This is a genomic window from Streptomyces sp. NBC_01497, from assembly GCF_036250695.1.
Lineage (GTDB): Bacteria > Actinomycetota > Actinomycetes > Streptomycetales > Streptomycetaceae > Streptomyces.
In genome coordinates this window covers 5,758,903-5,776,235 of sequence record NZ_CP109427.1, presented here as the reverse complement: position 1 = coordinate 5,776,235, position 17,333 = coordinate 5,758,903, and the positions used below count along the sequence as shown (strand labels likewise).

Sequence of the window (17,333 nt, the reverse complement as noted above, 5' to 3'; positions counted from 1 at the left end):
TCCGGTGCCCGCTACCGGCGGTCAGGGACGGCGCCCCGGCTCAGTTCTCCGGCTCGCTCTCCTCGGAGGCGGCCGCCGGTCCCTGCCCCGCGCGCTCGCGCATCTTGCGCAGCAGTTCCTGCTTGCGTTCGGCGTCCGACGCGCGGTCCTCGGTGCTCGGTCCTGTTCCCTGCCCCTCCGAGCTGGGCAGCTTCTTACGCTGTCCGCCGATGCCGAGCAGGTTGTTGCGGCTCTTGGCCACGGGTATCTCCCGAAGTGATGTGAAGTGGTCAGACGATGCGGTGGGCGGCGCGGGACCGCGCACCCTCACTCGTAGTGCTGGAAGAACATGCCCGTGATACGCATACCGCGACGCTAGCAGCGAGGCGGACGTGCCCGTACCGGATTATCCTCCGCGCCGATCCGGTGGGCGCGCGCAGGGCCCGCCCCCACCGGGGACGGGCCCTGCGCGCGGCGCCGTGGCCGCCTGCTTCAGCAGCCGAGGAGACGAGAGCCCAGGTACGTCTGGATCTGGTCGAGGGAGACGCGCTCCTGCGCCATCGAGTCGCGCTCACGCACGGTGACGGCGTTGTCGTCCAGGGTGTCGAAGTCGACCGTGACGCAGAACGGCGTGCCGATCTCGTCCTGGCGGCGGTAGCGGCGGCCGATGGCGCCCGCGTCGTCGAACTCGATGTTCCAGTTGCGGCGCAGGTCCTCCGCGAGGCCCTTGGCCTTCGGGGACAGCTGCGGGTTGCGGGACAGCGGCAGGACCGCGACCTTGACCGGCGCGAGGCGCGGGTCGAGGCGCATCACGGTGCGCTTCTCCATGACGCCCTTCGCGTTGGGCGCCTCGTCCTCGTTGAACGCGTCGAGCATGAACGCCAGCATGCCGCGGCCTACACCGGCGGCCGGCTCGATCACGTACGGGGTCCAGCGCTCGCCGGCTTCCTGGTCGTAGAACGACAGGTCGTGGCCGGACGCCTTCGCGTGCGCGTTCAGGTCGTAGTCCGTGCGGTTGGCGACGCCCTCCAGCTCACCCCACTCGCTTCCGCCGAACTGGAAGCGGTACTCGATGTCCGCGGTGCGCTTGGAGTAGTGGGAGAGCTTCTCCGACGGGTGCTCGAACCAGCGCATGTTCTCCTCGCGCATGCCGAGGCCCGTGTACCAGTTCCAGCGCTGCTCCAGCCAGTACTCGTGCCACTTCTCGTCCTCGCCGGGCTTGACGAAGAACTCCATCTCCATCTGCTCGAACTCGCGCGTACGGAAGATGAAGTTGCCCGGTGTGATCTCGTTGCGGAACGACTTGCCGATCTGGGCGATGCCGAACGGGGGCTTCTTCCGCGAGGTCTGCTGGACCTGCGCGAAGTTGGTGAAGATGCCCTGCGCGGTCTCGGGCCGCAGGTAGGCGACGGACCCGGAGTCCTGCGTCGGGCCGAGGTGCGTGGTCAGCAGGCCGGAGAACTGCTTGGGCTCGGTGAAGGTGCCCTTGTTGCCGCAGTTCGGGCAGTTGAGGTCGGCGAGGCCGTTCGCGGGTGCCTTGCCGTGCTTCTCCTCGTACGCCTCTTCAAGGTGGTCGGCGCGGTAGCGCTTGTGGCAGTACGTGCACTCCGTGAGCGGGTCGGTGAAGGTCTCGACGTGCCCGGACGCCTGCCAGACCTCGGTGGCCAGGATCACCGAGGAGTCAAGACCGACGACGTCCTCGCGCGAGGTGACCATGTAGCGCCACCACTGACGCTTGAGGTTCTCCTTCAGCTCGACCCCGAGCGGCCCGTAGTCCCAGGCGGCACGCTGACCGCCGTAGATCTCACTGGACGGGTAGACGAAGCCACGGCGCTTGCTCAGGTTGACGATGCTGTCGATCTTGTCGGCGGCCACGGTGCTCTCTTCATTACGATGACGGCGAACGGCGAATACCTCAGATTAGCGGCGGCCTCACCCCCCGGATCAAATCGGCGGCGGCTGGCAGAATGGAGGGAGCCGTGAGCCACGTACCGAGGAAGCCCGACGAAGCCGAGGAGGCATCTGTGACGACCGCGCACAGTGACGGACCCGCCGTACGCGGCAGGTCCACCCGTCAGCGTGCGGCGGTCGCGTCCGCACTGGACGACGTGGAGGAGTTCCGCAGCGCGCAGGAACTGCACGACATGCTCAAGCACCGGGGCGACTCCGTCGGCCTGACCACTGTCTACCGTACCCTCCAGTCCCTCGCGGACGCGGGTGAGGTGGACGTGCTGCGCACCACGGAGGGCGAGTCCGTGTACCGGCGGTGCGCGAGCGAGTCGCACCACCACCACCTGGTGTGCCGGATGTGCGGAGCGGCGGTGGAGGTCGAGGGACCCGCCGTCGAGCAGTGGGCCGACGCGGTCGCCGCGCAGCACGGGTACGTGGGGGTCGCCCACACCCTGGAGATCTTCGGTACGTGCGCGGACTGCGCCGGCAGGTGATCTGACGGGCGCCGGCCCGGCGCGGCGGTGACCGTCCGTGATGGGCGGTCACCGCCGTCGCGTCAGCCGGCCTCCGGGGCCTGCGGCTGCTCGCCCTTGTTCGGCAGCGCCCCGCCGAAGCGGCGGTCACGCTGTGCGTACTCCAGGCAAGCACGCCACAGGTCACGGCGGTCGAAGTCGGGCCACAGCACGTCCTGGAACACCATCTCCGCGTAACTGCTCTGCCAGATCAGGTAGTTGGACGTGCGCTGCTCACCGCTCGGCCGCAGGAACAGGTCCACGTCCGGCATGTCCGGGTAGTACATGTACTTGGCGACGGTCTTCTCGCTGACCTTCGCCGGGTCGAGGCGCCCCGCCGCCACGTCGAGCGCTATCGCCCGCGCGGCGTCAGCGATCTCCGCGCGGCCGCCGTAGTTGACGCAGAAGTACAGGGTCATCGCGTCGTTGTCGACGGTCTGCTCCTGCGCGACCTGGAGCTCCTGCACCACCGACTTCCACATCTTCGGCATACGGCCGACCCAGCGGATGCGGATGCCGAGCTCGTTCATCTCGTCGCGGCGGCGGCGGATCACGTCGCGGTTGAAGTTCATCAGGAACCGCACCTCGTCCGGCGTGCGCTTCCAGTTCTCGGTGGAGAAGGCGTACAGCGACAGGTTCTTCACACCCATCTCGATGCACCCCTTGAGAACGTCCATCACGACGCCCTCCCCCACCTTGTGACCCTCGGTGCGCGGCAGCCCGCGCTCCTTGGCCCAGCGGCCGTTGCCGTCCATCACGACGGCGACGTGCTTGGGGACCAGCTCGCCGGGGATCTTCGGCGGTACGGCGCCGGAAGGGTGCGGCTCCGGCGTCTTGTACTCGTGGCGGGAACGCCCCATGAGTCGTGCCATGCCCCGTGCTCTCCTGACTTCGCGACGTTGTGCCCTGCTCCGCCGACCTCGCGGGCAACCACTCAAAAGCGGCCCTGACCTGCGATTTCTACGCGATTGACGGCCCCGGGGCTGCGGGTAAGGGTATTCCGCCCCGGGCCCCTGGGGCCACTCGGGGTCGACGTGCCCGCGCTGCGTCTAGGCCCGGGTGGCCCTGCGGGGCGCGTTGCCCGTGTCGACGTACTTCAACGAGCGCAGGCCACGCTCCAGGTGCCAGTGCAGGTACGCGGAGACCAGGCCGCTGCCCTCGCGTACGTGGCGGTCCTCGCAGGCGTCCGCCGTGGCCCAGTCGCCCGTCAGCAGCGCGCTGAGCAGCGCGACCGCATCCGAGGAGGGGACGACACTGCCGGGGACGCGGCAGTCGCCGCAGACGATGCCGCCCGCCGCGACGGAGAAGAACCGGTGGGGACCGTCGAGGCCGCACTTCGCGCAGTTCTCGAAACTGGGCGCGTAGCCGTTGACCGCGAGCGAGCGCAGCAGGAACGCGTCGAGGATCAGGTGGGGCGCGTGTTCCCCGCGGGACAGGGTCCGCAGGCCGCCGATCAGCAGCAGGTACTGCTGCACCGCGGGCTCGCCCTCGTGGTCGGTGAACCGCTCGGCGGTCTCCAGCATCGCGGTGCCCGCGGTGTAGCGGGAGTAGTCCGTGACGATGCCGCTGCCGTACGGCGCGATGGTCTCACCCTGGGTGCACAGCGGCAGACCGCGGCCGATCAGTTCGCTGCCGCGCGCGAAGAACTGCACGTCGACGTGGGAGAAGGGTTCGAGCCGCGCCCCGAACTTCGACTTCGTGCGCCGCACCCCGCGCGCGACGGCGCGGACACGCCCGTGCCCGCGGGTCAGGAGCGTGATGATGCGGTCGGCCTCACCGAGCTTCTGGGTCCGCAGTACGACGCCGTCGTCCCGGAACAGACTCATGCGGTCCATTGTCCCGTACGCGAGCGCCCGTACGGCGCGGGGGCCGCGAGGTACGGCGGCTCACCCCGGTACGGGCCTCACCCGGTGGCCGGTCCCGCGATCCGCAGGGCGAGGGACGGGCACTGGCTGACCGCGCGGCGCGCGGCGGCCTCCTGCCAGGGCGCCACATCGGCGCCGTGCAGCATCGGATAGCCGTGCGGGCCGAGTTCGACGAGGCCGGGGGCGACCTCCGCGCACAGACCGTGTGCCGTGCACCGCGACCAGTCGACGGTCAGCCGTGGCCGGTGCTCGCGCGGCAGCGGGAGCGCGCCGCGTACGGCTCTGCCGCAGCCCGTTCCCGTCGTGTGCGCGCGCACGTCGTCGGCGAAGACGTCCAGTGCCGTGTGCACGAACCGCGCCGTGCCGTCGGGGTGGGCGCACGCCCCGTTGCCCACCGCCGAGCCGAGCGCGCGGCGCACGGCGGCCTGCGCCTGCGGGCCCGCGCCGCCATGAGCGATCCGCTCCAGCGCGGCCGACGCCTCGGGCAGACCGCGCTTGCAGGGCCCGCACTGCCCCGCGGACTGCGTGGCGAGCCAGCGCAGTACGCGGGCGGTTTCGCCGAGCGGGCACGTGTCGTGCGGGAGCGCGACGACGGCGCCCGCGCCGAGCGTGCCGCCGGCCGCCGCGAGGCCCGCGCGGGAGACTTCCACGGCCCGGGCGGCCTCGGGGCGGAGCCACGCCCCGTGGTACCCGCCGACGAGCACGCCCTGCCCGGGGTCCGTGTCGCACGAGGTGAGGACGGTGGCGAGCCCGGCCCCTGCGGGCACCTCGACGACGAGGGGGTGTCCGCCGAACCGGTTCACGGTCAGCAGGAGCGTGCCGGGTTCCTCGGCGGTGCCCACGACCGCGTAGGCGTCGGGGCCGAGGCGGGCGGCGAGGGCGAGTTGGGCCCACGTCTCGGTGTTGCACAGCAAAGTGGGCCGGCCGCCGACACCGCCGGGGCCGCCGTCGCTCGCCCGCGCCGCGCGGGTGGCGGGCAGCGCCGCGTGCCCGCCGATGGCCGACACCTGCGCGCTGGACTCGCCGGAGACGAACCTCTCGGGAACGCACACGATCCGTACCGGGCAGGGAGCGGTCCGGCTCCGCTCGGCGACGGCCGCGGGGAGCGACACCTCGCCGGGCCCGCCCGCCGCCACGGTCACCACCACCTCGTGCGCGCCGAAGGCCTCGGCCGCGAGCAGCGCGCCGTCGAGCACCAGGTGCGGGGCGCGCGTGAGCAGCGCCTTGTCCTTGGCACTAGGCGGCTCGCCCTCCGCGCCGTTGACCACGACGACGGGGGCGACGGAGCGTGCTCCGGCCGCCCGGAGGACGGCGCGCGCCTTGCGGTGGAACGGGAAGCCGGCACCACCGCGTCCGCGCAGTCCGACGCGCTCGGCGAGCTGCGGCAGCGACGTCGGTCCGTAGTGCGGCAGCGGGCCGTGGGTGCCGCGGTGGGTCCGCCAGTCCAGCCTGCGGTACACGTCCATACCGGCGGTCAGCCGGGCGGGGCCGAGCCGCCGCACCTCGTGGATGTACAGCTCCGCGGGTCCGCTCATCGGGTCACCGCCCGGTCGTCGGGCGGCGGGGCCCCGGCACCGCGCCCCCGGCCGCCCCGGTGTCCCCGGGCCCGGGGACCCACGCCCAGGTCTGGTACGAGGGAGCGGTCAGGCGTCCCGGGTCGACCGGCCCGGTGGCGTACTGGCCGGTGCCGTACTGGCTGGTCCCGTACTGGCTGGTCCCGTACTGCCCGTTGCCGCGCCGCACTGTCGGGGATCCGGTGTCGAACGATCCGACGCCGGGCGATCCCGTGCCGGGCGATCCGGTGCCGGGCGCATCGGGGAATCCCGCACCGTACGCCCCCGTGTCGTACACCGCCTGCCGCTCGAACCCGCCGCCGTGGCCCGGCTGCCGGACCGTCGCGAACTGCCCCGTGTCGAAGAAGGTCTGTTGCGTCGCGGCGAACTGAGCAGTCTCCGCGGGCGGTTGCCCTGCGGCGGCGAACCCGCCGGTGTCGTGGGAATACCGCCCGCCGGAGTACTGCCCCGTCGCGAACTGCCCCGTCGCGAAACTCCCTGTCGTGAACTGCCCGACGGTGCGCGTGTGGGCGGTGGTGTGCCGCGCCACGAGGGGTATCTGGCCGGTGTCGAAGAGACGCTCCTGGACGACGGCGAACTGCCCGCCGGGGTACGGCTCGTGAGCCGGTGCGCCCGCGAACGCCCCTGCCTGCACGGCGACGTGGGGGGTGCGGTCGGTGTGCGCCGGACGAGCGGACCCGCCGGTACGTGACGCGCCGCTCGCCGCCTGCCCGGGCCCCGGCCGCGCGAGAGACAGGGCGTCCAGGGCGTCCAGCGTGTCCTGGTCGACGGCGCGCGGTTCGTAGGCGCGCAGCCCGGTGCGGGCGCGCCGGGGCCCGTCCGTGCCGGTGACGAAGGCGAGCACCCGGACCAGCAGCACCAGCAGGACGAACCCGGCGCAGATCCCGTAGCCCCAGAGCACGAAGGGCTTGGCCGGCCGGCCCGCCGCGAGGCCGTGCGCGAGGCCGAACGCCCAGCACACGTACGCCGTGGCGTGCAGGACGCGCCACGTACCCGGGCGCGGCCGGGCCGCGAACCGGCCGCGTACGGCACCGGTGATCGCGGCGATGACCATGAGGTAGGCGGCCGAGACGCCGAGGCCGACGGCGAGGCGCGTACCTCCGGCGAAGGGAAGCAGGGCGGCGACCAGGGAGATGTGCCCCTCGCCCACCTTGACCGCGATGTGCACCACCAGGCAGCCGAGAGCCGCCACGGCCGTCCCCCGGTGGGCCTGTTGGGCGAGGACGCGCCACTTCGGTGTGAGGAGCGAGCGGTAGGCGGCGAGCAGGCCGCACACCACCGTGGCGGTGAGCGCGAGAAGTGTGAACACACCGACGAAGAAGTCGAGGAAGGCCACGAGTGCGCTCTCCACGTGCCCGAGTGTGCCCTGCGCCAGGACCGGCTGGACGGCGGCCGCCAGGACGACGAGCCCGCCGACGCCCGCGCCGGCGGCCAGCGGGAGTACGGGCGACTCGCGCCGTGCGGTGTCCTGGCCGGGTGTGGCGGGCCGCACGGCGGCGTTGGAGCGGCGCGTCCTTCGTGGATGGTGTCGCACGGGGGTAGGGCCAGCCATCACGTGACCTCCGGGTCCTGGTGTGCGTCATGGCGTGATGCGGTCATCCCCCGTTCACACCCGAGGAGGTGTCGTGACCGTCCGCGGGCGCAACTGTGCCCGAACCGTGATGTCCCGTCAACGTTGGGAACGTGCGTCACTCGCACCACAGTTGACGACCGGACCATCACCCATCGAACTCGACAGCGTTGTCTTCCTCCCGCCGCACCACACCCCGCACTGGCCCGGTCCGGCACCCGCAGGTCACCACGCGCCGGGCACCGCGATCCGCGTCACGGCCCCGGCGGACACCCCGTTCCGCGATGACCACCCGCGATGTGACCGACGTCACCGTGCGTGAGGGGTTACCGGTAGCGTTCGATCAACGAGCCATCGCCCGCGCGCCGGTCGTGCCGGTGCTCGGCCCGTCGCATGCCGCGTGCGGCGGGGGCCAGGGTCCGGCCGTGGCCTGGGTCAGGGTCAGGCCGGGTCCGAGGGGACGGGAGAGCCGCCGCGCGCCGTCAGGACGGCGTACGGGACGCCGCCGCGAGCAGCCGGGCCGTCACGTCGGGCGCGAGTTGGAGCGCGCCGCCGACCGTCGCCAGCACCTCGCGCTCCGCCGGGCTGTACGCGCCGTCCGCCAGCGCCACGCGTGCCGCGCCCATGACGATCGACTCCCGGCCCGCCGCCGCCAGATGCGGCGCCAGCGGTTCCAGCGCCTCGTGCAGTTCGATGGCGAGGGCCGCGCCGCAGGGTCCCGGGTCGGAGACGAACCGGCCGGTGTCGGCGGCGAGCGCCTCGACGAGGTCCGTCAGCTGGTCCTCGGTGCAGTCATCGAAGCCTGCCGCCCTGACCGTGATCACAGCGGTCTCCCGGACCGTGCGCGACGCGGTGCCCCCCGCCGCCAGGACCGCGAGCGTCACGGTGTGGACGGCGTCCCGCAGCATCGCGGAGAACCGTGCCGTGGTCGGGTGGTCGAGGACGTCCAGGCCGAAGTGGGTGCGGCAGGCGCCGCATTCCACGACGGGTCCCGCGCTGCCACGCGCCATCAACGGGACGCCGAGGAAGGTGAAGCGCCGACGGCCCGTACGGCGGCGGTAGTTGCGGTCGCCTCCGCAGTCGGGGCAGAAGAACTCGCCGTCCCCCACGGTGCTCCACGAAGTGTGCATGCCGCAGAGGCGCACTTTCCGGCCGCTGATTCCTTCAGCTCGCAGCACGTCGCGCACCTCCATAACGGTTCGGCATCGTCGCCGTGGACGTGATGTTAGCCACATCCCCGTAACTACGTCAGTACCCCGTAACCAGTTCACCAGACATGGCCGAACCCCGCCCACCGGAGCCGATGGGCGGGGTTCGGAAAACCCTCAGGTCAGAGGCTGTGCACGGAAAGTCATACTGTGATCACCCCAGGCGATGTCACCACGGGTGATCACCCGCCGTCGGCGTGATCAGCGGCCCGCGCGGTTGACCGCGGAGACGACGGCCTTCAGCGAGGCGCGTGTGGTGTTCGCGTCGATGCCGATGCCCCACATCACCTTGCCGTCGATCGCGCACTCGATGTACGACGCGGCCTGCGCACGAGCACCCTCGCTGAGGGTGTGCTCCTGGTAGTCCAGCAGCCGGGCGTCCACGCCGACGGCGGCCAGAGCCTCGAAGAAGGCGGAGATCGGGCCGTTGCCCGTGGCGGTCAGCTCGTGCTCCTGGCCGTCCACCGCGGCCTGCACGGTCAGGGTGTCGCGACCCTCCGTGTCCACCGTCGACTGACCGGAACGCAGCTGGATCCGGCCCCACTGATTGTCCGGATTCGGCAGGTACTCGTCCTGGAAGGCCGCCCAGATCTCGGCCGGCGTGACCTCGCCGCCCTCGGCGTCGGTCTTCGCCTGGATGATCCGCGAGAACTCGATCTGCATGCGGCGCGGCAGGTCCAGGTGGTGCTCGTTCTTCAGGACGTACGCGATACCGCCCTTGCCGGACTGCGAGTTGACGCGGATGACCGCCTCGTAGGAGCGGCCGACGTCCTTGGGGTCGATCGGCAGGTACGGGACGTTCCACTGCATCCGGTCCACGGTGACGCCCTGCGCGGCGGCGTCGGCCTCCAGCGCGTCGAACCCCTTCTTGATGGCGTCCTGGTGGGAGCCGGAGAAGGACGTGTAGACCAGGTCGCCCGCGTAGGGGTGGCGCGGGTGGATCTCCATCTGGTTGCAGTACTCGCTGGTACGGCGGATCTCGTCGATCTGCGAGAAGTCGATCTGCGGGTCGACGCCCTGCGAGAAGAGGTTCATGCCCAGGGTGACCAGGTCGACGTTGCCGGTGCGCTCGCCCTGGCCGAACAGGCAGCCCTCGATCCGGTCCGCACCCGCCATCAGCGCGAGTTCGGCGGCGGCGACGGCGGTACCGCGGTCGTTGTGCGGGTGCACGGACAGGCACACGTACGGGCGGCGGGACAGGTTCCGCGACATCCACTCGAACCGGTCCGCGTGCGTCGACGGCGTTGAACGCTCCACCGTGGCAGGCAGGTTGAGGATGATCTCGCGGCCTTCCTCGGGCTGCCAGACGTCCATGACGGCCTCGCAGACCTCCAGCGCGAAGTCCAGCTCGGTGTCCGTGAAGATCTCCGGGCTGTACTGGTAGCCGAAGGTGGTCTCGGGGCCGAGGATCTTCTCCGCGTACTCCATCACCAGCCGCGTGCCGTCCACGGCGATCTGCTTGATCTGGTCCTTCGTACCGCCGAAGACGACGCGCCGGAACGTCGGCGCCGTCGCGTTGTACAGGTGGACGGTGGCCCGGTGCGCGCCGCGCAGGGACTCGACGGTCCGCTCGATCAGCTCCTCGCGCGCCTGGGTCAGCACGGAGATCGTCACGTCCTCGGGGATCGCGTCCGGGTCCTCGATGATCGACCGTACGAACGCGAAGTCGGTCTCGCCGGAGGCCGGGAAGCCGACCTCGATCTCCTTGTAGCCCATGCGGACCAGCAGGTCGAACATCTCGCGCTTGCGGGCCGGCGACATCGGGTCGATCAGTGCCTGGTTGCCGTCACGCAGGTCGGTGGAGAGCCAGCGCGGCGCGACCGTGACCCGGTTCTCGGGCCACGTGCGGTCGGGGATGTCCACGGCGTCGTACCGGCCGTACTTGTGGATCGGCATCCCGGAGGACTTCTGGGTGTGCGTCGCGTTCGTGATCGGCGTCTGACGAGACATGGGGCGAAGGGCTCCTCGTGGTGTCCGCGGAGGTCCGTGAAGGACCTTGAGGTCCGCGCGAGACTGTGGGACGGCCGACGGGGCGGTGGATCACCGCAGCACCGAACTCCGCGGGGAGGGGGCCGACCTACGACAACAGACCCTCGCCGCGGCAGCTAAGGAGAAGCAGCCCGTAACGCATGATGTCGGAACTGTATCCCACCTGCCCCGACGGCAAGAGTCCCGTATCAGCATGCGGGACCCGGCGGCCGGAACGCGCGCGGGGCGCCCGGGAGCACGGCGTGATACGGGTCACGGGCGGCGGCTGCCCACGTCAGCGGCGGTGTGACGCGGACCACTTCGGCGGGGGATCGCGGCGCCCCGCCGGGACACACCACGGCGCCCGCGGGCGGGACCCGCCGCGGACGCGTGCGACACCGGCCCGGCCCCGTACGGGCCGGACACGGCCGGGTATACGGCGTAGCTGCTTCCCGTACGGACGGGACGCCCCGAACGGGCGGCCAAGTCCGCGGGTGTGCGGGTGTGCGGGTGTGCGGGTGTGCGGGTCAGAATCCGAGCTTGCGCAGCTGCTTGGGGTCGCGCTGCCAGTCCTTCGCGACCTTCACGTGCAGGTCCAGGAAGACCGGCGTGCCGAGCAGCGCCTCGATGTGCTTGCGGGACTTCGTCCCGACCTCCTTGAGCCGGCTGCCCTTGGGGCCGATGATGATCCCCTTCTGGCTGGGCCGCTCGATGTACACGTTGGCGTGGATGTCCACCAGCGGCCGGTCCGCGGGACGGTCGGTGCGCGGCAGCATCTCCTCGACCACCACGGCGATCGAGTGCGGCAGCTCGTCCCGTACGCCTTCGAGCGCGGCCTCGCGGATCAGCTCCGCGACCATGACCAGCTCCGGCTCGTCGGTGAGGTCGCCCTCGGGGTAGAGCGGCGGGCTGTCCGGCATCAGCGGTACGAGCAGATCCGCCAGCAGGCCCACCTGCTGGTCCGCCACCGCGGACACCGGCACGATCTCCGCCCAGGTGAAGCCGAGCTCCACGGAAAGCTGGTCGATGGCGATCAGCTGCTCGGCGAGCGTCTTCGAGTCCACCAGGTCGGTCTTCGTGACGACCGCGACCTTGGGCGTCCTCTTGATCCCGGCCAGTTCCTTGGCGATGAACCGGTCGCCGGGGCCGAGCTTCTGGTCGGCGGGCAGACAGAAACCGATCACGTCGACCTCGGCCCAGGTGGCGCGCACGATGTCGTTGAGGCGCTCACCCAGCAGAGTGCGCGGCTTGTGCAGGCCCGGCGTGTCCACCAGGATCAGCTGTGCCTCGGGGCGGTGGACGATGCCGCGGACCGAGTGACGGGTGGTCTGCGGGCGGTTGGAGGTGATCGCCACCTTCTGGCCCACCAGAGCGTTCGTGAGAGTGGACTTGCCCGCGTTGGGGCGGCCGACGAAGCAGGCGAAGCCCGCCTTGTGGGGTGCTTCGGCCGTCTCGGACCGTGGGGTGATGACGCTCATGCGGGCCATTGTCCCCGATCGCCGCCCCTTCGCCGACCACCCTGCCGTGTCAGCGGGGCTCAGCCCGCCGTGACCGACGAGCGGACGGTGCCGTCGGGGCCCGCGAGGAACACCGGCGTCGCGGCGCCACCGAGGTCACGGACGGCCGCGCGGTCCTCGTCGGCGAGGGCGTCCGCCGCCGAGACCACGGCCGCCGCCTCCAGCGAGGTCGCGCCGCTCGCCACGGCCATCGCGACGGCCGTACGCAGGGCGCTCAGCCGCAGCGAGTCGAGAGCGACCGTGCCGGCGACGTACGTACGGCCGGTCTCGTCGCGGACGGCCGCGCCCTCGGGCACACCGTTGCGGGCGCGGGCGCTGCGCGCCAGCGTGACGATCTTGCGGTCCTCGGGATCGAGGGCGACGGCTTCCTGACCTGGTCCGGTGCTCTGTGTCATGGGCCCGAGCATAGGGAGCGGGTCCGGCGCCGGATGTGCGCGGGGCGATCCGGACGGCGGGCGCGGCGGCAGCGCGGTCGCCCCAGGTCCCGGCGGCGGCGCGGTCGCCCCCGGTTCCGGCGGCGGCCCGGTCGCCCCCGGTTCCGGCGGCGGCCGGACCGCCGCGCAGGCAGGCGGGGTTCGAGGGACGGCGTTGAGCCGGGGCGTACGCGCGTGCCGCCGGTCCGCGTGGGTACGGGCGGGAACCGGGCGTGCCGGTCCGCGCCGGGGCCGGACGCCGCTCGTCGGCGGCGGCCGGCCCCGGCCGGGCTCCTACCTCTTCGCCAGGGTGAAGTCCGCGCCTGTCGTGCCGTTTTTGATGATCTTCACCTTCCGGGTGTCGGGCTGGTAGCCGTCGGCGGCGGCGATCACCGTCAGCGGGTTGTCCTTGGCGGGCAGCCACAGCTGGTAGCGGCCGTCCGGGTCCGTGCCGAGCGTGAAGTCGCCGTTCTTCGTGTCGATCTGGACGACGGCGCCGGGCAGCGGCGCGACGGAGCCCGCCGCGTCCTTGCCGCTGACGGTGCCGGTCAGGAGTCCCCAGCCCGCCGGGGCCGTCACCGACAGGGAGACGGGTTCGCTGACCGAGCCGTACGGGATGTCGCTGTCGATCACCAACCGGGCCTGGTGCTCACCGAGATCGGCCGACCCCATGCCGGTGGCGTCGAGTGTCAGCTTCACCGTGACCGACCTGCCCGCGCCCACCGTGAGCGAGGACGCCTTCTCCGACAGCCACGGCACGTCGGCGTGCGGCTGGTCGTAGCCCGGGAGCCGGCTCACCGCGCTCTGCGGCGCGAGGAGTTCGTCCTCTCCTCCGATCACGTACCAGCCCGGTGCGGCGGCGGCGCCGAGCACCGGTGCCGCCAGGTTCGGCAGTACCGACCACGCGTCGCGCGCCGGGTCGTAGGAGAACGCCTGGTTGGTGATGGCCTGCGCGCTGAGCTGGTCGCCGCCCGCGACGAGCAGCTGCCCGTCGGCGGCGGTGGTGGCAGCTCCCCAGAAGTCGGCCGGCGCGTCGGCGATCGGCTTCCACTTCCCGGCCGCCGCGTCGAGCGCGTAGCCGGAGGCGGTGTCGGTGGGCTGGACACCACTCGGCTCGTCGGCTCCGCCGGCGCAGTAGAGCACGCCGTCCGTGGTGGCACACGACGAGTAGGAGACCGGACGCGGATACGGCGCCCCGGCCGACCAGCTGTCCGTCGCCGGGTCGTAGACCTGGACGTCCGTCGTACCGCAGTTCAGGACGTCGCAGCCGCCGACGACGTAGAGCTTGTCGCCGACCACGGCCGACCCCGACTCGCCGTATGCGGTGGGCTGGTCGGCGATCTGGGACCAGGCGCCGGTGGCCGGGTCGTAGACCTCGCCGCCGGCTATCGGCTGACCGGCCGCGTCCTTGCCTCCTGTGACGTACAGCTTGCCGCGGATGACGCCGTAGGCGGGGTTCAGCCGCCGGGTGGTGGCGTCGGCGAGCTTCGTCCAGGACGCGGACGACGCGTCGTAGGAGTAGAGCGAGTTGGACCACTGCCCGCCCGGCTGCTCGCCGAGTCCCGCGTAGAGCACACCGTTCACGACGGCGGCGATCCCGCCGTAGCCGGCGCCCGGCAGGTCCGCGGCCGGCTGCCAGGCACTGCCGCCGTCGCCGTCGCCGGAGGGCTCGGCGGAGCCGCCCGCGCGCGGTACGTTCGCGGCCCTGCCCGGTTCGGGGGCGGTCGTCGGGGTCAGCGTGGTGGCGGCGTGCCGCTCGGGAGCCGCGGTCACTGGTGCCAGTGGAGTGCCGGCCGTACCGACCGCCTGCTCGCCGAGCGCGAGGTGGGCCGGTGAGCCTCCGGTGTTCTCGACCGTGACGGACACGGTCTTGCTGTCGCCCCAGGCCACGTCGGCGCCGACCGCGCTCTCGTTCACCCGCAGCGAGGCGGGATGGAGTGCGAAGTCGGCGCTGGTGACGGTGTCGGCCTTGACGTTCACCTTCTGACTGACGGCCGGGTAGCCGAAGCCCGCGAGGTCGGCCGTGAAGGCACGCTTGCCGGTGGCGCTGGAGAAGGCCCAGTAGAAGCCGTCGCCGGTCGCGGGGTCGCCGGGCGAGGCGACGCTTCGCCCGGTGTCCGCCGGCGCGGTGGTGCTGCGGACGGTCGCTCCCGTGACGCCCTTGCCGGTGTTGGCGTCGCCGACCTGGCCGACCAGCAGACCGCCCGGCACGGTGGCCAGGGCGCGCGTACCGATGGCAACGTTGTCGATTTCCCAGTAGCCGGTCAGGCTGCCGGAGAAGTGGAAGCGGACCGTGACGTCGGACTCGCCCGCGTAGGCGGTCAGCGGCACGACCTCGTGCGAGGGCCCGCTCACGACGTCGGTGTGGTGCCACACCGTCTTCCAGGTGGCGCCGCCGTCGGTGCTCACGTCGACGTCCGCGGTCGGGTCGTCGAGCCGCAGGGCCGCGGGAAGCGACGTGTCGAAGTCCAGCTCCGGGGTCTTCTCCTTGCTGAAGTCGTAGGCGGGGCTGATCAGTTCCGTGTCGGTCGGGCCCCAGCCGAGGGCGTAGTCGTCGACGATGGCGAAGCGTCCGCCGCCGCCGGTCTGGTTGCCGCGGTTCAGCGGGTCGTCGAAGGCGAAGCCGCCGGCGTCCGTGTTGTTCTTGACCGTCCAGCCGCCCGGCGCCGAGGAGGTGTCGAAGGACTGGAGCCCGCCGCCGTGGTACGTGATCGCGTAGCCGGGAGCGAGGGTGGCGGTGGTGTCGAGCGGCAGGGCGAAGTCGGCCTCCCCGGACGCACCGGTGACGGCCACGGTCGCGTCGGCCGTGCGGTAGCCCGGGTAGAGCGCGGTGGCGTGCAGCGTGTAGGTGTGGTCAGCGGGGACCTTGACCGCGTAGGCACCGCTCTTCGGGTCGGTGAAGACCGTTCCGGGCACGCCGTCGAGGGTGATCTCCGCGTACAGGCCCCAGCCGTGGCCGCCGCCGTCGCGAACGGTCCCGGAGATGGTCCTGGTGGGTACGGCGGTGAGCGCCGCGTCCTTCGTCACCGTGTCGCCGTCGGCGAGGTCCAGGGTGCCGAGGTCGGCGTCCGCGTAACCGAACGCGCTGACCGACAGCGGGTAGGAACCGACCTGCGCGGCGATCGTCCAGTGCCCTCCGGCGTCGGTGGTGGCCTGGAAACCGCCCAGGGCCACGGTCGCTCCGGCCACCGGGGCGCCGGTGGCGGAGTCCGTCACCGTGCCGTCGACCGTGGCGTGCGGTCCCGGCTTGAAGCCCGCGGTGCCGTTCGGCGTGCCGAGTCCGGTGGGCCCGTCGTAGCCGACGCCCGCCGCGCACTCGTAGCGGGGCGTGCAGTCGGGCGTGGTGCCGTAACCGCACTGCCCCACGTTCGCGCAACTGGCGTTGTCGCCCTTGGTCACGTCGTTGAGCGCGCTCGGCGTCAGGTACGGGTACGACTGCGGATAGGTGGTCGCGACCGGGGACGCCGCCAGGGCGTAGACACCGGCGATGATCGGCGACGCGGCGCTGGTGCCGCCGAAGACGTTCCAGCCGCCGCCCGTGTACGAGTCGTAGACGGCCACACCGGTGGCCGGGTCGGCGACGGCGCTGACGTCGGCCACCGAACGCCCGGCGCAGTCCGCGTCGTTCTGGAAGGCCGGCTTCGGCTCGGCGACGGAGCAGCCCGAGCCCGGCGCGCCCCAGATCCCGACCGAGTTCACCGAGTTCCACACCGACTCGGACCAGCCGCGGGAGGTGCCGCTGTCCCGGGCGAGCGAGGTGCCGCCCACGGCCGTGACGTACGGGGACGAGGCGGGCCAGCTCACTCCGTACCCGGAATCGCCGCTACTGGCCACCACGGCGACACCCGGGTGGTTGAAGTACGCCTCGTCGAAGGCCCTGTTGCCGGCGCTGTCGTCGTACGCGCCCCAGGAGTTGGACACGTACTTGGCACCCAGGCCGACCGCGGTGTTCTCCGCCGCGCCCAGGTCCTCGTTGCTGGGAGCGTCCGCCTCGACGAGCAGGATGTGCGCCTTCGGCGCGATCGCCGAGACCATGTCGAGGTCGAGGGAGATCTCACCGGCCCAGTCGGGGTCCGCCTGCGGGTACGCGGCACCGCCGCGCTCGTCGGCCTTGCGGAAGCAGCCGTTCTCCGTGTCGCAGGCGGGAAGCCCGAACTGCGCCCGGTACAGGGCCAGGTCGGACTCCGCGGTGGGGTCGTCGTACGCGTCGACGATCGCGATCGTCGCGCCCGCTCCACCGTCGGCCGGCAGCGCGTAGGCGGAACGCAGATCGGCCGGAGAGAACCCGGCCGGTCCCTCGTCGGCACCCGCCGTGCCCGGCTGGAGCCCGAGCGAGGAGTGCACGTCGGTGCGGCGGATGGCGAAGCAGGCGGCGAAGCCCGGCTTGGGCTTCCCGCAGAGCGACTGCGTGGTGCCGCGTTCGGCGGACGGGCCGGAGGCCGCGGAGGCGGACGAGGAGGCCACAGGCGCGGCGGACGCGGCCTGGGCGGGTATCTGGAGCAGCACGAGAGCGAGCGAGAGGGCACCGGTCGCTGCGAGGAACCGGTGCGCTCGGCTGCGGCCGGACCGTATGTGCTCGGTCTGTACGTGTTCGGTCTGTACGTGTTCGGGCCGGTTCTCGGCCGCGCGCAGGGGGCCGGACAACAGGCGTCTGAGCCTGCCGGGCCCTGTGGGGACCGGTCTCGGGGTACGCATGAGGAACTCCACGGGGTGAAGGAGAACGAGGTGGTACCGGAAGACATGCCCGAGGCGGGGGGCAGGTGACATGCCGACAAAA

Annotated in this window: 12 protein-coding genes; 1 reads left to right on the top strand and 11 read right to left on the bottom strand. The window is 72.1% G+C overall.

Annotation, left to right across the window (positions count from 1 at the left end; translation table 11 throughout):
* Positions 1–40: 40 nt before the first annotated feature.
* Positions 41–241 carry a DUF6243 family protein gene (locus tag OG310_RS24285; RefSeq protein WP_329457982.1) on the bottom strand — a complete coding sequence of 67 codons (201 nt, stop codon included), beginning with the start codon at positions 239–241 and terminating at the stop codon, positions 41–43.
* A 230-nt stretch (positions 242–471) separates the two neighbouring features.
* Positions 472–1,854, bottom strand: a complete 1,383-nt coding sequence (locus tag OG310_RS24280) for a glycine--tRNA ligase (RefSeq protein ID WP_329457981.1) — start codon at positions 1,852–1,854, stop codon at positions 472–474.
* Between the two features lie 149 nt (positions 1,855–2,003).
* On the opposite strand from OG310_RS24280, the gene OG310_RS24275 reads away from it, so the two are divergent.
* Complete coding sequence (locus tag OG310_RS24275) at positions 2,004–2,423, top strand: Fur family transcriptional regulator (protein ID WP_329460350.1); 420 nt, start codon at positions 2,004–2,006, stop codon at positions 2,421–2,423.
* 62 nt (positions 2,424–2,485) lie between these two features.
* Here OG310_RS24275 and OG310_RS24270 read toward each other — a convergent pair whose 3' ends face one another.
* From OG310_RS24270 to OG310_RS24230, 9 genes are all read right to left on the bottom strand, one after another.
* The gene (locus OG310_RS24270; protein ID WP_329457980.1) at positions 2,486–3,313 is read right to left on the bottom strand and encodes an isoprenyl transferase; all 828 of its coding nucleotides are present in this window, start codon (positions 3,311–3,313) and stop codon (positions 2,486–2,488) included.
* A 177-nt stretch (positions 3,314–3,490) separates the two neighbouring features.
* Positions 3,491–4,267 carry a DNA repair protein RecO gene (recO, locus tag OG310_RS24265; RefSeq protein WP_329457979.1) on the bottom strand — a complete coding sequence of 259 codons (777 nt, stop codon included), beginning with the start codon at positions 4,265–4,267 and terminating at the stop codon, positions 3,491–3,493.
* A gap of 77 nt (positions 4,268–4,344) precedes the next feature.
* Positions 4,345–5,841 (bottom strand): NADH-ubiquinone oxidoreductase-F iron-sulfur binding region domain-containing protein, encoded by a 1,497-nt coding sequence (locus tag OG310_RS24260; RefSeq protein ID WP_329457978.1) that lies wholly within the window; start codon positions 5,839–5,841, stop codon positions 4,345–4,347.
* Between the two features lie 4 nt (positions 5,842–5,845).
* On the bottom strand, positions 5,846–7,414 hold the full coding sequence (locus tag OG310_RS24255) for a hypothetical protein (RefSeq protein WP_329457977.1): 1,569 nt from the start codon (positions 7,412–7,414) through the stop codon (positions 5,846–5,848).
* A gap of 518 nt (positions 7,415–7,932) precedes the next feature.
* The gene (locus OG310_RS24250) at positions 7,933–8,580 is read right to left on the bottom strand and encodes a tellurite resistance TerB family protein (RefSeq protein ID WP_329457976.1); all 648 of its coding nucleotides are present in this window, start codon (positions 8,578–8,580) and stop codon (positions 7,933–7,935) included.
* Positions 8,581–8,859: 279 nt separating this feature from the next.
* The gene (leuA, locus tag OG310_RS24245; protein WP_329457975.1) at positions 8,860–10,608 is read right to left on the bottom strand and encodes a 2-isopropylmalate synthase; all 1,749 of its coding nucleotides are present in this window, start codon (positions 10,606–10,608) and stop codon (positions 8,860–8,862) included.
* Positions 10,609–11,153: 545 nt separating this feature from the next.
* Positions 11,154–12,113 (bottom strand): GTPase Era, encoded by a 960-nt coding sequence (era, locus tag OG310_RS24240; RefSeq protein WP_329457974.1) that lies wholly within the window; start codon positions 12,111–12,113, stop codon positions 11,154–11,156.
* A 50-nt stretch (positions 12,114–12,163) separates the two neighbouring features.
* Positions 12,164–12,538: a cytidine deaminase gene (locus OG310_RS24235; protein WP_329457973.1), complete on the bottom strand. Its 375-nt coding sequence runs from the start codon at positions 12,536–12,538 to the stop codon at positions 12,164–12,166.
* A 312-nt stretch (positions 12,539–12,850) separates the two neighbouring features.
* A complete protein-coding gene (locus tag OG310_RS24230; RefSeq protein ID WP_329457972.1) occupies positions 12,851–17,251 on the bottom strand; it encodes a carboxypeptidase regulatory-like domain-containing protein in 4,401 nt (1,466 codons plus the stop codon).
* Between the last annotated feature and the right edge of the window lie 82 nt (positions 17,252–17,333).